Genomic DNA, 15,788 nt, shown 5'->3' on the forward strand with positions numbered 1-15,788 from the left:
CGGTCGAGCGCGAGCCCCGCCCGTGTACCTCTGGTGGGTGTGATGACCACGCTGCAGCAACTCCTGCCCGGCACCGCCGTCGCCCCGCGCGACTCCCCGCTCCGCAGGTCCCGGCGGGTGCTCAGGCCCGCCCGCACGCCCGCCGCGGTGATCGTGGCGGCGCTCCTGACCGCCGGCTTCTGGCTCGTGGCCGCGGAGATTGTCGCGGGTCTGTGGAGCCGGCCGCTCGGCGTCGTGCCCGTGGACGACGCCGTCGCGCTGGCGTCCGCGACCTCGTGGAAGGAGCTGTCGCTGTCCGCGCTCGGGGTGGCGCTGGCCGGCGCGGGCCTGATCCTGCTGGCGGTGCTGCCGGGCCGGTGCAGGCTCGTACCGGTGGAGACCACGGACCCGCTGATCGTCATCGGCATCACCCGCTCCGGCCTGCGCCGCACGCTGCTGGCGGTGGCGCGGCAGGCCGAGGGGGTGGAACGGGTCAGGGTACGGCTGCGCAGGCGGCGCATCGAGGTCACCGTGACGACCGGGCCCGAGTCGTCGGGCGCGATGCTCAGGCAGGTGGGCACCGCGGTCGGCGACCGGCTGGCGGGGCTGGGCACGCTCGGCACGGGCGAGGTCGTGATGCGGCTGCGCAGGAAGGGACTGTGATGCGGCAGTACGGGGGCAACCGCCTGGGACTGGCCGTGGTGGGCGCGGTGCTGCTGTTCGCCGGCGGCTATGCGTGGCTGCGCGGCCGGGGGCACCTGGCCGGGCTGTCGCCGCGGGCCAGGGTGCTGCCGGAGCGCACCGTCGACGCCGTGGCCGGGAACCCGTGGACGCTGTGGGCGATGGCGCTGCTGCTGGTGGTGCTGGCGCTGGTGACGTTGCGGTGGCTGGTGCTGAGCCTCGGCTGGGGCCGGTTGGGGGCGCGGTCCGGTACGGGCACCGCGATGCTCTGCGTGGGCCTGAAGGACGTGGAAGGGCTGTCGCGGGCGGGGGTGCGGGTGCTCGGCGACCCGAACGGCGCGGCCCGGCTGCGGATCTCGTTCTCCTGCCCCGCGGAGGCGGACGTGGGCGCGGTCGTGGGCAAGCTGGACCGGGAGATCGTCGGCCGCATCCGCCGCGAGGTCGGCGACGACGAGGTCGGCGCGGTCGTCCGCGTCCACGTCCGCCGTCAGGCGGCGCCGCGGCGCGTCAGCACTCGATGACGTTCACCGCGAGGCCGCCGCGCGAGGTCTCCTTGTACTTGTCGAGCATGTCCCTGCCGGTGTCGCGCATGGTCTTGATGGCCTTGTCGAGCGACACGTGGTGGCGGCCGTCGCCGCGCAGGGCGATGCGGGCGGCGGTGATGGCCTTGATGGAGGCGACCGCGTTCCGCTCGATGCACGGGATCTGCACCAGGCCGCCGATCGGGTCGCAGGTCAGGCCTAGGTTGTGCTCGATGCCGATCTCGGCCGCGTTCTCCACCTGCTCGGGGGTGCCGCCGAGCACCTCGGTGAGCCCGGCCGAGGCCATCGAGCAGGCCGAGCCGACCTCGCCCTGGCAGCCGACCTCGGCGCCGGAGATGGACGCGTTCTCCTTGAACAGCACGCCGATCGCCGCCGCCGTCAGCAGGAAGCGGATCACGCCGTCGTCGTCGGAGTTCGGGGCGAAGCGGGAGTAGTAGGTGAGCACGGCGGGGATGATGCCGGCCGCGCCGTTGGTGGGGGCGGTGACGATGCGGCCCCCTGCGGCGTTCTCCTCGTTGACCGCGAGGGCGAACAGCGACACCCAGTCCATCGCCTGCAGCGGGTCCTTCTCGGCGGACTCCGCCTGCAGGCGGCGGTGCAGCTGGTGGGCGCGGCGCTTGACCTTGAGCCCGCCGGGCAGCACGCCCTCCTTGGCGATGCCCCGGCGCACACACTCCGACATGACCCGCCAGATGTCGAGGAGCCGGGCGCGGATCTCATCCTCGCCGAGGCCGAACGCCTTCTCGTTCTCCAGCATCAGCCCGGAGATCGACAGGCCGGTGGCCGTGCAGTGCTTGAGCAGCTCCTCGCCGCTGGTGAACGGATAGGGCAGGACCGTGTCGTCCTGTTTGATGCGGTCGGCGCCGGTGGCGGTCTCGTCCACCACGAAGCCGCCGCCGACCGAGAAGTACACCTTCTCGCGTACGGTCCCGCCCGCCTCGTCGTAGGCGGTGAAGCGCATGCCGTTGGGGTGCTCGGGCAGCGAGATCTTGCGCTCGAAGACCAGGTCCTCGCCGACCACGAACGGGATCTCGCGCTCGCCGAACAGCCGGACCGTGCCGGACTCGCGCATGGCGGCCAGCCGCCCGTCGATGGCGTCGACGTCCACCAGCTCGGGCTTCTCGCCCGACAGGCCCAGCAGGACCGCCTTGTCGCTGCCGTGGCCCTTGCCGGTCAGGCCGAGCGACCCGTACAGGATGACCTCGACGCGGGCCGTACGGCCGAGCAGCCCGTCGTGGTGCAGGCCGCGCGCGAACTTGTGCGCGGCGGCCATCGGACCGCCGGTGTGGGAGCTGGACGGGCCGATCCCGATCTTGAAGAGGTCGAAGACGCTGATCGCCATCGATGGGCGCCTTTCACGAGGTGGGAACCGGGGCCCGCGGCCGGGCCCCGGCGGTGGATCAGGACTCGCCCGAGGTGAGTGCGGCGTACTCCTCGGCCGACAGCAGGTCCTCAGGGTCGCCGTCGGCGCGCACCCGGAACATCCAGCCTTCGCCGTACGGGTCGCTGTTGGCCAGCGACGGGTCGTCCACCAGGGTCTGGTTGACCTCCACCACCTCGCCGCCGACAGGGGTGTAGATCTCGCTCACCGACTTGGTGGACTCCACCTCGCCGACCGAGTCCCCGGCCTCGATGGTCGAGCCGACCTCCGGGAGCTGCACGTACACCACGTCACCGAGGGCGTCGGCGGCGAAGGCGGTGATCCCGATCGTGGCGATCAGGCCGTCCTCAAGGCCGGAGACCCACTCGTGCTCCTTGGTGTAGCTCAGGTCGTCAGGGATGTTGCTCACTTGTTCCTCCTGTAAAAGGGCAGCTCGACCACGTCCACGGGTTCTTGCCTGCCCCTGATGTCCACGGCCAGACCTTCGTCGACGCCGGCGTCGACGCCGGCGTCGACGCCGGTGTCGACGTAGGCCATCGCGATGGGCTTGCCCAGCGTCTGCGAGGGCGCGCCGCTGGTGACCTCGCCGACGACGGCGCCGTCCTTGGTGACGGGGTAGCCGTGGCGGGGCACCCGGCGGCCGCGCGCGACCAGCCCGACCAGGCGGCGCCGCGGCGGCACGTTCTTGACCGCCTCCAGCGCCGACCGGCCCACGAAGTCGCCCGGCTTGTCGAATTTCACCACCCTGCCCAGTCCCGCGTCGAACGGGGTGAGCTCCGCGCTCAGCTCGTTGCCGTACAGCGGCATACCCGCTTCCAGGCGGAGCGTGTCACGGCTGGACAGCCCGGCCGGCTTCAGCCCGTGCGGCTCGCCGGCGGCGGTCAGCGCGTGCCAGAGCGGCACCGCGTCCTCGGCGGCCACGAACAGCTCGAAGCCGTCCTCGCCGGTGTAGCCGGTGCGGGCGATGAGCGCCTTCCGGCCGTCGACCGTGCCGGGCAGGCCGGTGTAGTACTTCAGGCCGGCGAGGTCGGCGTCGGTGAGGGTGGCGAGGATCTCCTCGGCCCGTGGGCCCTGGACGGCGATGAGGGCGTAGCGGTCGGAGCGGTCCTCGACCCGCGTGTCGTACGCCTTGGCGCGATCGATCAGCTCGTCCGCGACCTTGTCCGCGTTCGACGCGTTGGCCACGACCATGAACTCCTCGTCGCCGAGCCGGTAGACGATGAGGTCGTCGAGCACCCCGCCGCGCTCGTCGACGATCATGGTGTAGCGGGCCCGCCCGTTCGCCAGCGCCGACAGGTGTCCCACCAGGGCGTGGTCGAGGGCCTGCGCCGCCTGCGGGCCGGTCAGGAAGATCTCTCCCATGTGCGACAGGTCGAACAGCCCGGCCGCCTGGCGGACCGCGTTGTGCTCCGCGGACTCGCTGCCGTAGCGCAGCGGCATGAGCCAGCCGGCGAAGTCGGTCAGGGTGGCGCCGAGAGACTCGTGCACGTCTCTCAGCGGCGTCGATCGGGACATGTCTCGCACCTCAGGGCAGGATCGGATGCCGGGATCCTCCCCCTCTGTCGTCGGTGCCTGAGAGTTTCGCCCGGCTTTTTTCCGGACTTTCACCTTCGGCGAGGTCGCGCGGACCTGCTTTCCAGAGGACACCTCGGCCGTACGGTCCTTTGCCTTGAGAGGTTCGCGGGGAGGGCTTGCTCCTTCAGGGGCCCCGACCGGCTGTCAGGACGCTCTCCCGCACGGCTTCGACGGTGATGCGGCAAGCCTAACGGCCTGGGGAGCGAATTGTCGCGTCCGGCCGTCTCGCGGCGGAGACGAGGGCTTCGAAGAGCGCGCAGTCCTGGGCCGCCTCCGGGTGCCACTGGACGGCGACGGCGAAGGGGTGGGAGTCGAGTTCGACCGCCTCGACGGTGCCGTCCTCGGTGGTGGCCGTCACGGTCAGGCCCGCGCCGAGGCGGTCGACCGCCTGGTGGTGGTAGTGCGGCACGGTGACCGGGGCGTCGCCGAGGATCTTCGCGACCTTGCTGCCGGGGACCGGGCGCACGGGCAGGTGGCCGAACTCGCCTGGGGCGGGGGAATGGCCGCGGTGGCCGGTCACGTCCGGGAGGTGCTGGTGGAGGGTGCCGCCCAGGGTGACGTTGAGGACCTGGAGGCCCCGGCACACGCCCAGGAAGGGGAGGCGGGCCTCCAGCGCCGCGGTCATCAGGCCAAACTCCGCCGTGTCCCGAAATTTCCGGATGTAGTCGGTGTGGGGGTGGGGGGACGCCCCGTACCGCTCCGGATCGACGTCCCCGCCGCCCGCCAGGATCAGCCCGTCCAGCCGAGGCACCAGCGCCGCCGGTTCGCCCGCCGGCGGGATGAGCACCGGCTGCCCGCCCGCCCGCGTCACCTGCTCCACGTACATGTACGGCAGCAGCGCCACGGGCAGGTCCCACACCGTGAACCGCGCGGGCTCGACGTAGGTGCTGACACCGATGACGGGCCGGCTCACGGTCCGGCTCACGGTCCGGCTCAGGGTCCTGCTCACAGGGGCGTCACGTACGCGCCGGAGATGCCGCCGTCGACCAGGAACTGCGACGCCGTGATGAACGAGGCGTCGTCGCTGGCCAGGAACGCGACCGCGGCCGCGATCTCCGACGCCTCGGCGAAGCGGCCGAGCGGCACGTGCACCAGCCGACGCTGCGCCCGCTCGGGGTCCTTGGCGAACAGCTCCCGGAGCAGCGGCGTGTTCACCGGCCCCGGGCACAGCGCGTTGACCCGGATGCCCTCGCGGGCGAACTGCACCCCCAGCTCACGCGACATGGCCAGCACCCCGCCCTTGGACGCGGTGTAGGAGATCTGCGAGGTCGCCGACCCCATGACGGCCACGAACGAGGCGGTGTTGATGATCGAGCCCCTGCCCTGGCGGCGCATGTACGGGATGGCGTGCTTGCAGCACAGGTAGACGCTGGTCAGATTGACCTCCTGGACCCGGCGCCAGGCGTCCAGGCCGGTCTCCAGGATGGAGTCGTCGTCGGGCGGCGAGATGCCCGCGTTGTTGAACGCGACGTCCACGCTCCCGTAGGCGCCGAACGCGGTCTCGTACATCCGGACCACGTCGTCCTCGCTGGTCACGTCCGCCTTGACGAACAGGCCGCCGACCGCGGTGGCGGCCTTGGCGCCCGCCTCCTCGTCGACGTCGACGCAGACGACCTTGGCGCCCTCCTCGGCGAACCGGTGGGCGGTGGCCAGGCCGATGCCACTGCCCGCCCCGGTGATGACGGCCACACGGTCCAGCAAACGCTGCATGTCGCTACTCCGTTGAGATGAAGACGTTCTTGGTCTCGGTGAACGCGGCGAGCGCGTCCGGGCCCAGCTCGCGGCCGAGCCCGGACTCCTTGAACCCGCCGAACGGGGTCCAGTAACGGACGGAGGAGTTGGAGTTCACCGAGAGCGCTCCGGCCTCGACCGCGCGGGCCACCCGCAGCGCCCGGCCGATGTCGCGGGTCCAGACGGAGCCGGACAGGCCGTAGCGGGTGTCGTTGGCGATGCGGACCGCGTCGGACTCGCCGGCGAACGGCACCACCGACACGACCGGGCCGAAGATCTCCTCGGTGAACGCGCGGTCGGTGACGTCCGAGGTCAGCACCGTCGGCGGGAACCAGAAGCCGCGGCCCCGCGGGCACGAGCCCTGCAGGAACGGGTCGGCGACGAAGCCGCGGACCCGTTCCAGGTGCTCGGCGCTGATCAGCGGGCCCATCTCGGTGGCGGGGTCGAGCGGGTCGCCGACGCGCAGCCCGCGCACCGCCTCCGACAGCCGTTCGAGGAACTCGTCGTACACGCTCTCCTGCACCAGCACGCGGGAGCGGGCGCAGCAGTCCTGGCCGCTGTTGTCGAAGACCGCGTACGGGGCCGCGGCGGCGGCCTTGGCGACGTCGGCGTCGGCGAAGACGATGTTGGCCGACTTGCCGCCGAGTTCGAGGGTGAGCCGTTTGACGTGCGCGGCGGCCTTGGCCGCGATCTGCTTGCCCACCTCGGTCGAGCCGGTGAACACGATCTTGGCGACGCCGGGGTGCTCCACCAGGCGGGCTCCCGCGACCTCCCCTGCTCCAGGCAGGACCTGGAGCACCCCCTCGGGGAGGCCCGCCGCCAGGGCCAGCTCGGCCAGCCGCAGCGCGGTCAGCGGGGTCTGCTCGGCGGGCTTGACGATGACCGCGTTGCCCGCCGCGAGCGCCGGCGCGACGCCCCACGACATGATCAGCATCGGGAAGTTCCACGGCACGATCACGCCCACCACGCCCAGCGGCTCCTGGAACGTCACGTCGACGCCGCCGGGCACCGGGATCTGCCTGCCGTGGTTGCGCTCGGGCGCGCCGGCGTAGAAGTGGAGCACGTCGCGGACGGTGGCCGCCTCCCAGCGGGCGTTGCCGACCGGGTGGCCGGCGTTGGCCACCTCCAGCAGGGCCAGCTCCTCGGCGTGCGCGTCGACCAGGTCGGCGAAGGCGCGCAGCAGCCGCGCCCGGTCGCCCGGGGCCACCTCGCGCCACTCCCGCCAGGCCTTCGCGGCCCTGGCCACGGCCTCGTCGACCTCGGTGACCCCGGCCATCTCGACCTCGGCCACGACCTGCTCGGTCGCCGGATTGATGATCTTCATGCTCGTCACAGGCGCTCGAATCCCCTGAACATCTCCCAGTCGGTCACCGCCGCCTCGAAGGCCGCCAGCTCCACCCTGGCGTTGTTGGCGTAGTGGGCCACCACGTCCTCGCCGAACTCCTCCCTGGCCAGCTTGGAGCCCTCGAACAGGGTCAGCGCGTCACGCAGGGTGTGCGGGACGGTCTCGGCGCCGGAGGCGTAGGCGTTGCCCTCGAACGCCTCCTCCAGCTCCAGCTCCTCGTCGATGCCGTGCAGGCCGGCCGCGACCAGCGCGGCCACGGCGAGGTACGGGTTCACGTCGCCGCCCGGCACCCGGTTCTCCACCCGGAGCGAGCGGCCGTGGCCGACCAGGCGCAGCGCGCAGGTGCGGTTGTCGAAGCCCCACTTGACGGCGGTGGGCGCGAAGCTGCCCGGCACGAACCGCTTGTAGGAGTTGACGTTCGGCGCGTACAGGAGGGTGAGCTCGCGCAGGCAGGCGAGCTGGCCGGCGACGAACCGGCGGCCGAGCGGCGACAGCCCGTGCGGCCCGTCGCCCGCCATCACCAGCTCGCCGTCCGTGCCGCGCAGCGAGATGTGGATGTGACAGGAGTTGCCCTCGCGGTCGTTCGGCTTGGCCATGAAGGTGATCGACCTGCCCTCCTGGGCGGCGATCTCCTTGGCGCCGTTCTTGTAGACGGCGTGGTTGTCGCAGGTGACCAGCGCCTCGGCGTAGCGGAAGGCGATCTCGTGCTGGCCCAGGTTGCACTCGCCCTTGGCGGACTCCACGTACAGGCCCGCGCCCTCCATGTCGCGCCGGATGCGGCGCAGCAGCGGCTCGACCCGGGCGGTGCCGAGCAGCGAGTAGTCGACGTTGTAGAGGTTGGCGGGGGTCAGGTCGCGGTAGGCGCGTTGCCACGCCTGCTCGTAGGAGTCCTCGTAGACGACGAACTCCAGCTCGGTGCCGACGTGCGCGCGCAGGCCGCGCTCCTCCAGCCGGGCGAGCTGGCGGCGCAGGATCTGGCGTGGCGAGGCCGTCACGTCGTCGCCGTTCTCCCAGACGAGGTCGGCCATCAGCAGCGCCGTGCCCTCCTGCCAGGGCACGCGCCTGAGCGTCGACAGGTCCGGGCGCATCACGAAGTCCCCGTACCCGCGATCCCAGGACGACATCGCGTATCCGCCGACCGTGTTCATGTCCACGTCGACGGCGAGCAGGTAGTTGCATCCCTCCGAGCCGTGGTGCAGCACCTCGTCGAGGAAGTAGCGGGCGGACAGGCGCTTGCCCTGCAGACGGCCCTGCATGTCGGCGACGGCCAGCAGCACCGTGTCGATCAGCCCGGCGGCGACCTCCTGCCGCAGCTCGTCGACGGTGAGAAAGCCATGACTGGACCGCTCGCTCACGTGCTGGCTCCGATCTGGCAGGAGGCGGTTCGCCGTTGATTGGGCTAGTCTCAGACCATTGATGTGTATGGCGGGATCGCTTGTCAAGACCTGAGGACACGTTGGACGAGTCGGCGCGTTTGATGACGGTGTTGCGGCCGGTGAGGGCCGGAAACGCCTTCGAGGAGACGGTCGAGCGGCTCCTTCAGGCGATCAAACTGGGCGTGGTGGCGCCGGGCGGCAAACTGCCCCCCGAGCGCGAGCTGGCCGTCCAGCTCGGCATCAGCAGGGTGACGCTGCGCGAGGCCATCCGCGCCCTGCAGGACGCGGGCTTCCTCGACGTGCGGCGCGGCCGCTACGGCGGCGCGTTCGTCACCTACACGCCGCCCCGGCCGGGCCCGGCCGACCTGCGCAAGGCGGTCGCCGACATGGGCACCGACGACCTGGCCGACGCGCTCACCTTCCGCATGGCCGTCGAGTGCGGGGCCGCCCAGGTGCTGGCCGGCGCCGAGCTGACCGACGGGCAGCGCGACACGCTCCTGCGCCGGCTGGCCGACCTCGACTCGGCGTCGCTGGAGGACTACCGCCGCCTCGACACCGCCTTCCACCTGTCGATCGCCGAGCTGACCGGGTCGAGCCTGCTCGCCGCCGCCTGCGCGGACGCCCGCCTGCGGGTCGGCGACCTGCTCAACGCCATCCCCATGCTCCAGGTGAACCTCGACCACGCGGCGGCCCAGCACCGCGCGATCGTGGCGGCCATCCTCGCCGGCGACCCCGAGGCCGCCCGCCGCGCGATGTGCGAGCACCTGGAGGGCACCGCCGCCCTGCTGCGGGGTTTCCTCTCCTGACGGGAGTGCCCGGATGACCGTGTGCCCCTTCAGGCGTGTACTTATTCGTTGACACGAACATTCGTCGTGGAGAATAATGCCTCCATGGACGCACTCCTGGCCGCACTGGCCGACCCGGCGCGCTGGCGGCTCGTGAGCCTGCTGGCCGAGCGCCCCCGCTCGGTCGGCGTCCTCGCCCAGCTCGCCGGGGCGCGCCAGCCGCAGACGACCAAGCACCTGCAGACCCTGGAGCGCGCCGGCGTCGTCACCTCCCAGCGCACCGGCCAGCGCCGCGTCTACGCGCTCAGGCCCGCGCCGCTGCGGGACCTGGCCGCCGTGCTCGGCAGGCTCGCGGACCAGGCCGACGGCGCCCGCGAGACCTTCGACCGCTACGGGGCCGGGCTCCACACGGAGCGGCTCGCCGCGAAGGAGGCGGGGTGGGCCGACGGCCGCTCGTTCAGGTTCCACCGGTCGCTGGCGGGGCGCCCGGAGGACGTCTGGCGCCATCTGACCGACGCCTCCCTGCTCGCCCGGTGGTGGACGCCCGACGACCTGCGCGTCGCCGAGGTCGTGTTCGAGGCCCGGCCGGGCGGGCGGATCGTCCAGGTGTACCGCGACGCCGAGGACGCCGACGGCTCCGACCCGGTCGCCGGGCGCGCGGAGGGAGTCGTCGACGACGTACGCCCCGGTGAACGCCTCGCCTATCGCCTCTCCCCGCTGCTCCCCGGCGGCGGCCCCGCGTTCACCTCCCACCTCGACCTGACCCTTCGGCCTGCCGAAACCGGCACAGACCTCGACGTCCACTTCCGGATCACCGACAGCACCGTCGACTCCGCGGACTTCGTCGCGGGCATCGAGCTCGGCTTCGGCCAGAGCCTCGACAAGCTCGTGGTGATCCTCGCCGCGGATGACACCGAGACAAGGAGCACCGAATGACCCGCTCGACCGACCGCCGCGTGACCGCGAACCTGAACCTCACCCTCGACGGCCGCTATCACGGCCCCGGCGGTCCCGGTGACTTCGCGGCATTCGCCCCGTACGTGGCCACGGACGTGGCCCGGGGCCACCTGACCGCCATCTGGGAGGGCGCGACGACCGCGCTGCTCGGCCGGGTCAACGCCGAGGGATTCCTGGGCTATTGGCCGTCGGTCGCCGAGGACGAGAACGCCGACCCGCGTGATCGCGGTTACGCGAAGTGGCTGGTGGGCACGGAGAAGGTGGTCCTCTCGACCACGCTGACCGAAGCGCCGTGGGATCACGCCCGCGTGGTGAACGCCCCCGCAGCCGACGTCGTCGCCGACCTCCGGGCCACAGGTTCCGGCGACATCCTCGTCAACAGCAGCCCGAGCGTCATCAAGCCGCTCCTCGCGGCGGATCTCATCGACCGGCTGTACCTCATGATCTTCCCCCAGATCGCCGGGGGCGGGCAGCGGCTGTTCGACGACGGCCTGCCGGCCTCGACGTGGACGCTCACCCGGCAGGAGACCGGCGAGCTGGGCGAGATCGCCCTGGTCTACGACCGGGCCCGCTGAGACTGCGGACGCGGTCCAAGGGTGTGAAACGGGGGTCTTACGCCGCAACCACCACGATCGTGATCGTAGAGTTCTGTACACGGTCATGGAGAAGTGGTTTCAGTCACACATCATCGGGACGGGACGGCTGCCGCTGTTCTGTTTCTTCGTCGCGCTGATCGTGGCGTTCATCGCCACCCGCATCAACGTACGGCTGATCAGGGCGAAGGTGGGCTGGTTCCGCAACGTCAACGTGGGGGAGATGCACATCCACCACGTGGTGTTCGGGGTCGTGCTCATGCTGGTCGGCGGGGTGGCCGGGCTGATCGTCTCCGGCGTCTCGCAGGTGGGGTACGCGGTCGCGGCGTCGGTGTTCGGCGTCGGGGCGGCCCTGGTGCTCGACGAGTTCGCGCTGATCCTCCACCTGCACGACGTCTACTGGGAGGAGGAGGGGCGGACCTCGGTGGACGCGGTGTTCATCGCCGTGGCCGTCACCGGGCTGCTGCTCATCGGGCTGCGGCCCCTCACCTGGGACTTCGGCCTGCCGCTGGTCAACCCGGCGGCGCTGATCGTGGGCAACCTGCTGCTGGCCGTGGTCACCCTGCTCAAGGGGAAGATCTGGACCGGGATGGCGGGGCTGTTCCTGCCTTTTCTGCTGGTCGTCGGCGCGGTGCGGCTGGCGCGGCCGGGGTCGCCGTGGGCGCACTGGTTCTTCGCCGGCCGCGCGCCGCGCAAGATGGCCAGGGCCATCCACCGGGAGGAGCGCTGGCGGCGGCCGGTGATCCGGGCCAAGATCGCTTTCCAGGAGTTCCTGTCGGGGCGCCACGACCTGCCGTCCTCCCGCCGCCTGCGCCGCCGTACCTGATCCATGGCGCTTCCCCCGCGCTCCGACGGCCCGCGGAACGACGCCGCGGGCGCGAGGCTGCGCGCGTTCCACGACCGCGGCCTGGCCCTCGATGTCGCAGCCCTCGCCGCCGTGGCTGATCCGTACTCCTTCAGGGACCTGGAGCGGCTCGGCAGGCTGCACGCGGACGACTTCTCCACCGCCGAGCTGCTCATGCGGCTGGAGTTCGTGGAGTTCATCGCCGACGAGGAGTTCGCGGCCTGCGGGGTGGCCCCGGACCGGTCGCGGGAGATCCGGGCGTGGGCCGCGGCGTGGGCGGAGGACATCGCGATGCGGCGGGTCGACGACGGGGACGCCGAGTACGACGTCCCCGATCTGCCCGGGGTCGACTGAGGCGCCGCCGTCCTCGCCACCTGACGCCCTGTCCGTCCGGAGGACGCCGGTCGCGTCATCCTCAGGGAGGAGTCGTCAACATAAGTTGACATACCTGAGTCGTCAATTTAGGTTGACGGGTGCGAAAGCGCGCACCCGGCCGCCGGGTGCGGTCGAATGACTCCCGGAAGGGGATTCGGTGATCAAAGAACTGCTCGCCTACCTGCGCCCGCACCGGTGGATCCTGGTCGCGGGCGGAGTGCTGGAGCTGATCGGCTCGGCCGCCGGCCTCGCCATGCCGCTGCTGGCCAAGTACGTGGTGGACGCCTTCGGCGCGGACCGGTCGATGGCCGGGCCGCTCATCGGCCTGACCGTGGCCGTCCTGGTCGGCGCCGCTGTGTCGGCCGGCGGCTCCTACCTGATGGAGCGCACCGGCGAGAGCGTCGTGATGGGGGCCCGCCTCCGGCTCGTCGAGCGCATCCTGCGGCTGCGGGTGGCCGACGTCGACCGGCTCAAGCCCGGCGACCTGCTCTCCCGCGTCACCGGCGACACGACCCTGCTGCGCGCGGTCCTCACCAACGGTGTCGTCAACTCGGTCGGCTCGGTGTTCATGCTGGTCGGCGCCATCGTCCTGATGGCCGCCATGGACGGCACGCTGCTGCTGGTCACGCTGCTCGTGATCGTCGTGATCGGCGGGCTCACCGGCTCGGTCATGCCGCGCATCATGCGGGCGCAGAAGGACGCGCAGGAGGCCGTCGGCGAGATGGGCGCGGTGCTCGACCGGGCGCTGCAGGCCTACCGCACGGTCAAGGCCAGCGGTGCCGAGGAGCGCGAGATCACCGTCGTCGCCGGCGCCGCCGGGCGGGCCCGCGACCGCGGCCTGCAGGTAGCCGGGTGGACCTCGCTGGCCGGGGTGTCGACCTTCATGGCCGTGCAGATCGCCTTCCTGAGCGTGCTCGGGGTGGGCGGGGCCAGGGTCGCCTCCGGCGCGCTGGAGGTCTCGTCGCTGATCGCCTTCCTGCTCTACCTGTTCTACCTCGTGGCGCCGATCGGGCAGCTCGTCGAGGGCGCGGTCCAGCTCCAGCAGGGCCTGGCCGCGCTGAAGCGCATCAAGGAGGTCGAGGACCTGCCCGGCGAGCCCGTCGGCGAGCCGGCCGCCACCGGCGGCCGCCCGCTCGGCGTGCGCTTCGACGACGTCACCTTCCGGTACGGCGACGACCGGCCGGTCGTGCACGACGGGGTCAGCTTCGAGGTGCCGCCCGGCGGGCTCACCGCGCTCGTCGGCCCGTCCGGAGCGGGCAAGTCGACCGTCTTCGCCCTGCTCGAACGCTTCTACGAGCACCAGGGCGGGACCATCTCGCTGGACGGCCGCGACATCCGCGACTGGCCGCTCGGCGAGCTGCGCGCGGCGCTCGGCTACGTCGAGCAGGACGCGCCCGTGCTGGCCGGCACGCTCAAGGAGAACCTGCTGTTCGCCGCCCCCGACGCCACCGACGACGCGTTGCTGCGCGCCGTCGCCCGCACCCGCCTGGACGACCTGGTGGCCAGGCTGCCCGACGGCCTCGACACCCTGGTCGGCCACCGGGGCGTGCTGCTGTCCGGCGGCGAGCGGCAGCGCGTGGCCATCGCCAGGGCGCTGCTGCGCAGGCCCAGGCTGCTCCTGCTCGACGAGGCCACCTCCCAGCTCGACGCGGTCAACGAGCTGCGGCTGCGCGAGGTCATCGCCGAGGTCGCCGCCGAGACGACCGTGCTGGTCATCGCCCACCGGCTGTCCACGGTGACCAACGCCGACCGCATCGTGGTCATGGAGGCCGGCGGCGTGCGGGCCGTCGGCACCCACGACGAGCTGGTGGGCGCCGACGAGCTCTACCGCGAGCTCGCGGCCACCCAGTTCCTCGTGAGCTAGGCGTTCCGCTCGCGATCTCCCGTTGTACTCTTCGGGTGACGTTGATGAATGCGTTCATTCAGGAGGTCGCCATGAGCCGCACCGTGCGAGCGCCGCGAGGAGCCACGCTCACCGCCAAGGGGTGGCCGCAGGAGGCGGCCCTGCGCATGCTCCGCAACAACCTGGACCCGGAGGTGGCCGAGCATCCCGAGCAGCTCGTCGTCTACGGCGGCTCGGGGCGGGCGGCCCGCGACTGGGCCTCCTACGACGCGCTCGTCCGGACGCTCACCACGCTGGAGGGCGACGAGACCCTGCTCGTGCAGTCGGGGCGGCCCGTGGGCGTCTTCCGCACCCACGAGTGGGCGCCCCGGGTGCTGATCGCGAACTCCAACCTGGTGCCCGACTGGGCCAACTGGGAGGAGTTCCGTCGGCTCGAAGCCGCCGGGCTCACCATGTACGGGCAGATGACCGCCGGCTCGTGGATCTACATCGGCACCCAGGGCATCCTTCAGGGCACGTACGAGACGTTCGCGGCGGTGGCGGCCAAGCGGTTCGGCGGGTCGCTGGCCGGGACCATCACGCTCACCGCCGGGCTCGGCGGCATGGGCGGCGCGCAGCCGCTGGCCGTCACCATGAACGGCGGCGTCGCCGTCTGCGTCGACTGCGACCCCCGCTCCGTGGCCCGCCGCATCGAGCACCGCTACCTCGACGTGCGCGCCGAGTCGCTGGAGGAGGCGCTGCGGCTGGCGTACGAGGCGCGCGACGCGCGGCGGCCGCTGTCGATCGGCGTGGTGGCCAACGCGGCCGAGGCGCTGCCCGCGCTGCTCGCCGCCGGCGCCGAGATCGACATCGTCACCGACCAGACCTCGGCCCATGACCCGCTCATGTACCTGCCGCTGGGCGTGGCCTTCGACGACATGGCCGCCGAGCGCGACAAGGACCCGGCGGGCTTCACCGAGCGGGCCCGCGGGTCCATGGCCGTCCACGTCGAGGCCATGGTCGGCTTCCAGGACGCCGGGGCCGAGGTGTTCGACTACGGCAACTCCATCAGGGGCGAGGCGAAGCTGGCCGGATACGCGCGGGCCTTCGACTTCCCCGGGTTCGTGCCCGCGTACATCAGGCCGCTGTTCTGCGAGGGGAAGGGGCCGTTCCGGTGGGCGGCGCTCAGCGGCGACCCCGCCGACATCGCGGCCACCGACCGGGCGATCCTGGAGCTGTTCCCGGACAACGAGCCGCTGGCCCGCTGGATCCGCCAGGCCGGGGAGAAGGTCCACTTCCAGGGGCTGCCCGCGCGTATCTGCTGGCTGGGATACGGCGAGCGCGACCTGGCGGGCGGCCGGTTCAACGACATGGTGGCCTCCGGCGAGCTGCGGGCGCCGGTCGTGATCGGCCGCGACCACCTCGACAGCGGCTCCGTCGCGTCCCCGTACCGCGAGACCGAGGCCATGGCCGACGGCTCCGACGCGATCGCCGACTGGCCGCTGCTCAACGCGCTGCTCAACACGGCGTCCGGCGCGTCGTGGGTGTCCATCCACCACGGCGGCGGCGTCGGCATCGGCCGTTCCATCCACGCCGGCCAGGTGACGGTCGCCGACGGCACGCCGCTGGCCGCGGAGAAGCTCGACCGGGTGCTCACCAACGACCCCGGCACCGGCGTCATGCGCCACGTCGACGCCGGCTACGACGAGGCGGCCGCGGTGGCGGCCGAGCGCGGCGTACGCGTCCCGATGCGCGAGTCCTGAGTGACCCGTGATGCCGATGTGGGATGAGAACACCAGGTC

16 protein-coding genes and 2 riboswitches are annotated in these 15,788 nt (G+C 72.1%); of the genes, 9 read left to right on the forward strand and 7 right to left on the reverse strand.

The window, feature by feature from the left end; genetic code table 11:
- The first annotated feature begins 42 nt into the window (after positions 1-42).
- Positions 43-642, forward strand: a complete 600-nt coding sequence (locus ACQEUU_RS10865; protein WP_433063739.1) for a DUF6286 domain-containing protein — start codon at positions 43-45, stop codon at positions 640-642.
- Positions 642-1,181 (forward strand): hypothetical protein, encoded by a 540-nt coding sequence (locus ACQEUU_RS10870; protein WP_433063742.1) that lies wholly within the window; start codon positions 642-644, stop codon positions 1,179-1,181. The genes ACQEUU_RS10865 and ACQEUU_RS10870 overlap by 1 nt, the downstream gene beginning before the upstream one ends.
- Here ACQEUU_RS10870 and ACQEUU_RS10875 read toward each other — a convergent pair.
- The 7 genes from ACQEUU_RS10875 to ACQEUU_RS10905 all read right to left on the reverse strand — a co-directional run bounded on the left by ACQEUU_RS10875 (position 1,168) and on the right by ACQEUU_RS10905 (position 8,589).
- Positions 1,168-2,544 carry an L-serine ammonia-lyase gene (locus ACQEUU_RS10875; protein ID WP_433063745.1) on the reverse strand — a complete coding sequence of 459 codons (1,377 nt, stop codon included), beginning with the start codon at positions 2,542-2,544 and terminating at the stop codon, positions 1,168-1,170. The two genes, ACQEUU_RS10870 and ACQEUU_RS10875, sit on opposite strands and share 14 nt — an antisense overlap.
- Before the next feature lie 58 nt (positions 2,545-2,602).
- Entirely contained in the window at positions 2,603-2,992 is a 390-nt protein-coding gene (gene gcvH / locus ACQEUU_RS10880) for a glycine cleavage system protein GcvH (protein WP_270157811.1), read from the reverse strand.
- Positions 2,989-4,098: a glycine cleavage system aminomethyltransferase GcvT gene (gene gcvT / locus ACQEUU_RS10885; RefSeq protein WP_433063748.1), complete on the reverse strand. Its 1,110-nt coding sequence runs from the start codon at positions 4,096-4,098 to the stop codon at positions 2,989-2,991. The genes gcvH and gcvT overlap by 4 nt, the downstream gene beginning before the upstream one ends.
- A 34-nt stretch (positions 4,099-4,132) precedes the next feature.
- Positions 4,133-4,230, reverse strand: a riboswitch (glycine riboswitch).
- A riboswitch (glycine riboswitch) is annotated at positions 4,231-4,328 on the reverse strand. It lies immediately after the preceding riboswitch.
- A gap of 17 nt (positions 4,329-4,345) precedes the next feature.
- Positions 4,346-5,083 (reverse strand): gamma-glutamyl-gamma-aminobutyrate hydrolase family protein, encoded by a 738-nt coding sequence (locus tag ACQEUU_RS10890; RefSeq protein WP_433063750.1) that lies wholly within the window; start codon positions 5,081-5,083, stop codon positions 4,346-4,348.
- 20 nt (positions 5,084-5,103) lie between these two features.
- Entirely contained in the window at positions 5,104-5,868 is a 765-nt protein-coding gene (locus ACQEUU_RS10895; protein WP_270157814.1) for a 3-oxoacyl-ACP reductase, read from the reverse strand.
- A gap of 4 nt (positions 5,869-5,872) precedes the next feature.
- Positions 5,873-7,213 (reverse strand): aldehyde dehydrogenase family protein, encoded by a 1,341-nt coding sequence (locus ACQEUU_RS10900; protein WP_433063753.1) that lies wholly within the window; start codon positions 7,211-7,213, stop codon positions 5,873-5,875.
- A 5-nt stretch (positions 7,214-7,218) separates the two neighbouring features.
- A complete protein-coding gene (locus ACQEUU_RS10905) occupies positions 7,219-8,589 on the reverse strand; it encodes a glutamine synthetase family protein (RefSeq protein ID WP_433063756.1) in 1,371 nt (456 codons plus the stop codon).
- A 122-nt stretch (positions 8,590-8,711) separates the two neighbouring features.
- Between ACQEUU_RS10905 and ACQEUU_RS10910 the strand changes: the two genes are divergently transcribed.
- From ACQEUU_RS10910 to hutU, 7 genes are all read left to right on the forward strand, one after another.
- Complete coding sequence (locus tag ACQEUU_RS10910) at positions 8,712-9,416, forward strand: FadR/GntR family transcriptional regulator (RefSeq protein WP_433063759.1); 705 nt, start codon at positions 8,712-8,714, stop codon at positions 9,414-9,416.
- A gap of 84 nt (positions 9,417-9,500) precedes the next feature.
- Complete coding sequence (locus tag ACQEUU_RS10915; protein ID WP_433063762.1) at positions 9,501-10,331, forward strand: metalloregulator ArsR/SmtB family transcription factor; 831 nt, start codon at positions 9,501-9,503, stop codon at positions 10,329-10,331.
- Positions 10,328-10,927 carry a dihydrofolate reductase family protein gene (locus ACQEUU_RS10920; protein WP_433063765.1) on the forward strand — a complete coding sequence of 200 codons (600 nt, stop codon included), beginning with the start codon at positions 10,328-10,330 and terminating at the stop codon, positions 10,925-10,927. The genes ACQEUU_RS10915 and ACQEUU_RS10920 overlap by 4 nt, the downstream gene beginning before the upstream one ends.
- 85 nt (positions 10,928-11,012) lie before the next feature.
- Complete coding sequence (locus ACQEUU_RS10925; RefSeq protein WP_433063767.1) at positions 11,013-11,771, forward strand: hypothetical protein; 759 nt, start codon at positions 11,013-11,015, stop codon at positions 11,769-11,771.
- Positions 11,772-11,774: 3 nt separating this feature from the next.
- Complete coding sequence (locus tag ACQEUU_RS10930) at positions 11,775-12,143, forward strand: hypothetical protein (RefSeq protein ID WP_433063770.1); 369 nt, start codon at positions 11,775-11,777, stop codon at positions 12,141-12,143.
- 178 nt (positions 12,144-12,321) lie between these two features.
- Positions 12,322-14,028, forward strand: a complete 1,707-nt coding sequence (locus tag ACQEUU_RS10935; protein ID WP_433063773.1) for an ABC transporter ATP-binding protein — start codon at positions 12,322-12,324, stop codon at positions 14,026-14,028.
- Between the two features lie 71 nt (positions 14,029-14,099).
- Positions 14,100-15,749 (forward strand): urocanate hydratase, encoded by a 1,650-nt coding sequence (gene hutU / locus ACQEUU_RS10940; RefSeq protein ID WP_433063775.1) that lies wholly within the window; start codon positions 14,100-14,102, stop codon positions 15,747-15,749.
- The last annotated feature ends 39 nt before the right edge of the window (positions 15,750-15,788 follow it).

The organism is Nonomuraea sp. CA-218870, from assembly GCF_050936535.1.
In the GTDB taxonomy this organism is placed as follows: Bacteria; Actinomycetota; Actinomycetes; order Streptosporangiales; family Streptosporangiaceae; genus Nonomuraea; species Nonomuraea corallina.

Bases quoted from the DNA above. Each gene is read 5' to 3' on its own strand.
- ACQEUU_RS10865 (WP_433063739.1), top strand. From the start codon at position 43: ATGACCACGCTGCAGCAACTCCTGCCCGGCACCGCCGTCGCCCCGCGC.
- ACQEUU_RS10870 (WP_433063742.1), top strand. From the start codon at position 642: ATGCGGCAGTACGGGGGCAACCGCCTGGGACTGGCCGTGGTGGGCGCG.
- ACQEUU_RS10875 (WP_433063745.1), bottom strand. From the start codon at position 2,544: ATGGCGATCAGCGTCTTCGACCTCTTCAAGATCGGGATCGGCCCGTCC.
- gcvT (WP_433063748.1), bottom strand. From the start codon at position 4,098: ATGTCCCGATCGACGCCGCTGAGAGACGTGCACGAGTCTCTCGGCGCC.
- ACQEUU_RS10895 (WP_270157814.1), bottom strand. From the start codon at position 5,868: ATGCAGCGTTTGCTGGACCGTGTGGCCGTCATCACCGGGGCGGGCAGT.
- ACQEUU_RS10900 (WP_433063753.1), bottom strand. From the start codon at position 7,213: ATGAAGATCATCAATCCGGCGACCGAGCAGGTCGTGGCCGAGGTCGAG.
- ACQEUU_RS10910 (WP_433063759.1), top strand. From the start codon at position 8,712: ATGACGGTGTTGCGGCCGGTGAGGGCCGGAAACGCCTTCGAGGAGACG.
- ACQEUU_RS10915 (WP_433063762.1), top strand. From the start codon at position 9,501: ATGGACGCACTCCTGGCCGCACTGGCCGACCCGGCGCGCTGGCGGCTC.
- ACQEUU_RS10920 (WP_433063765.1), top strand. From the start codon at position 10,328: ATGACCCGCTCGACCGACCGCCGCGTGACCGCGAACCTGAACCTCACC.
- ACQEUU_RS10925 (WP_433063767.1), top strand. From the start codon at position 11,013: ATGGAGAAGTGGTTTCAGTCACACATCATCGGGACGGGACGGCTGCCG.
- ACQEUU_RS10930 (WP_433063770.1), top strand. From the start codon at position 11,775: ATGGCGCTTCCCCCGCGCTCCGACGGCCCGCGGAACGACGCCGCGGGC.
- hutU (WP_433063775.1), top strand. From the start codon at position 14,100: ATGAGCCGCACCGTGCGAGCGCCGCGAGGAGCCACGCTCACCGCCAAG.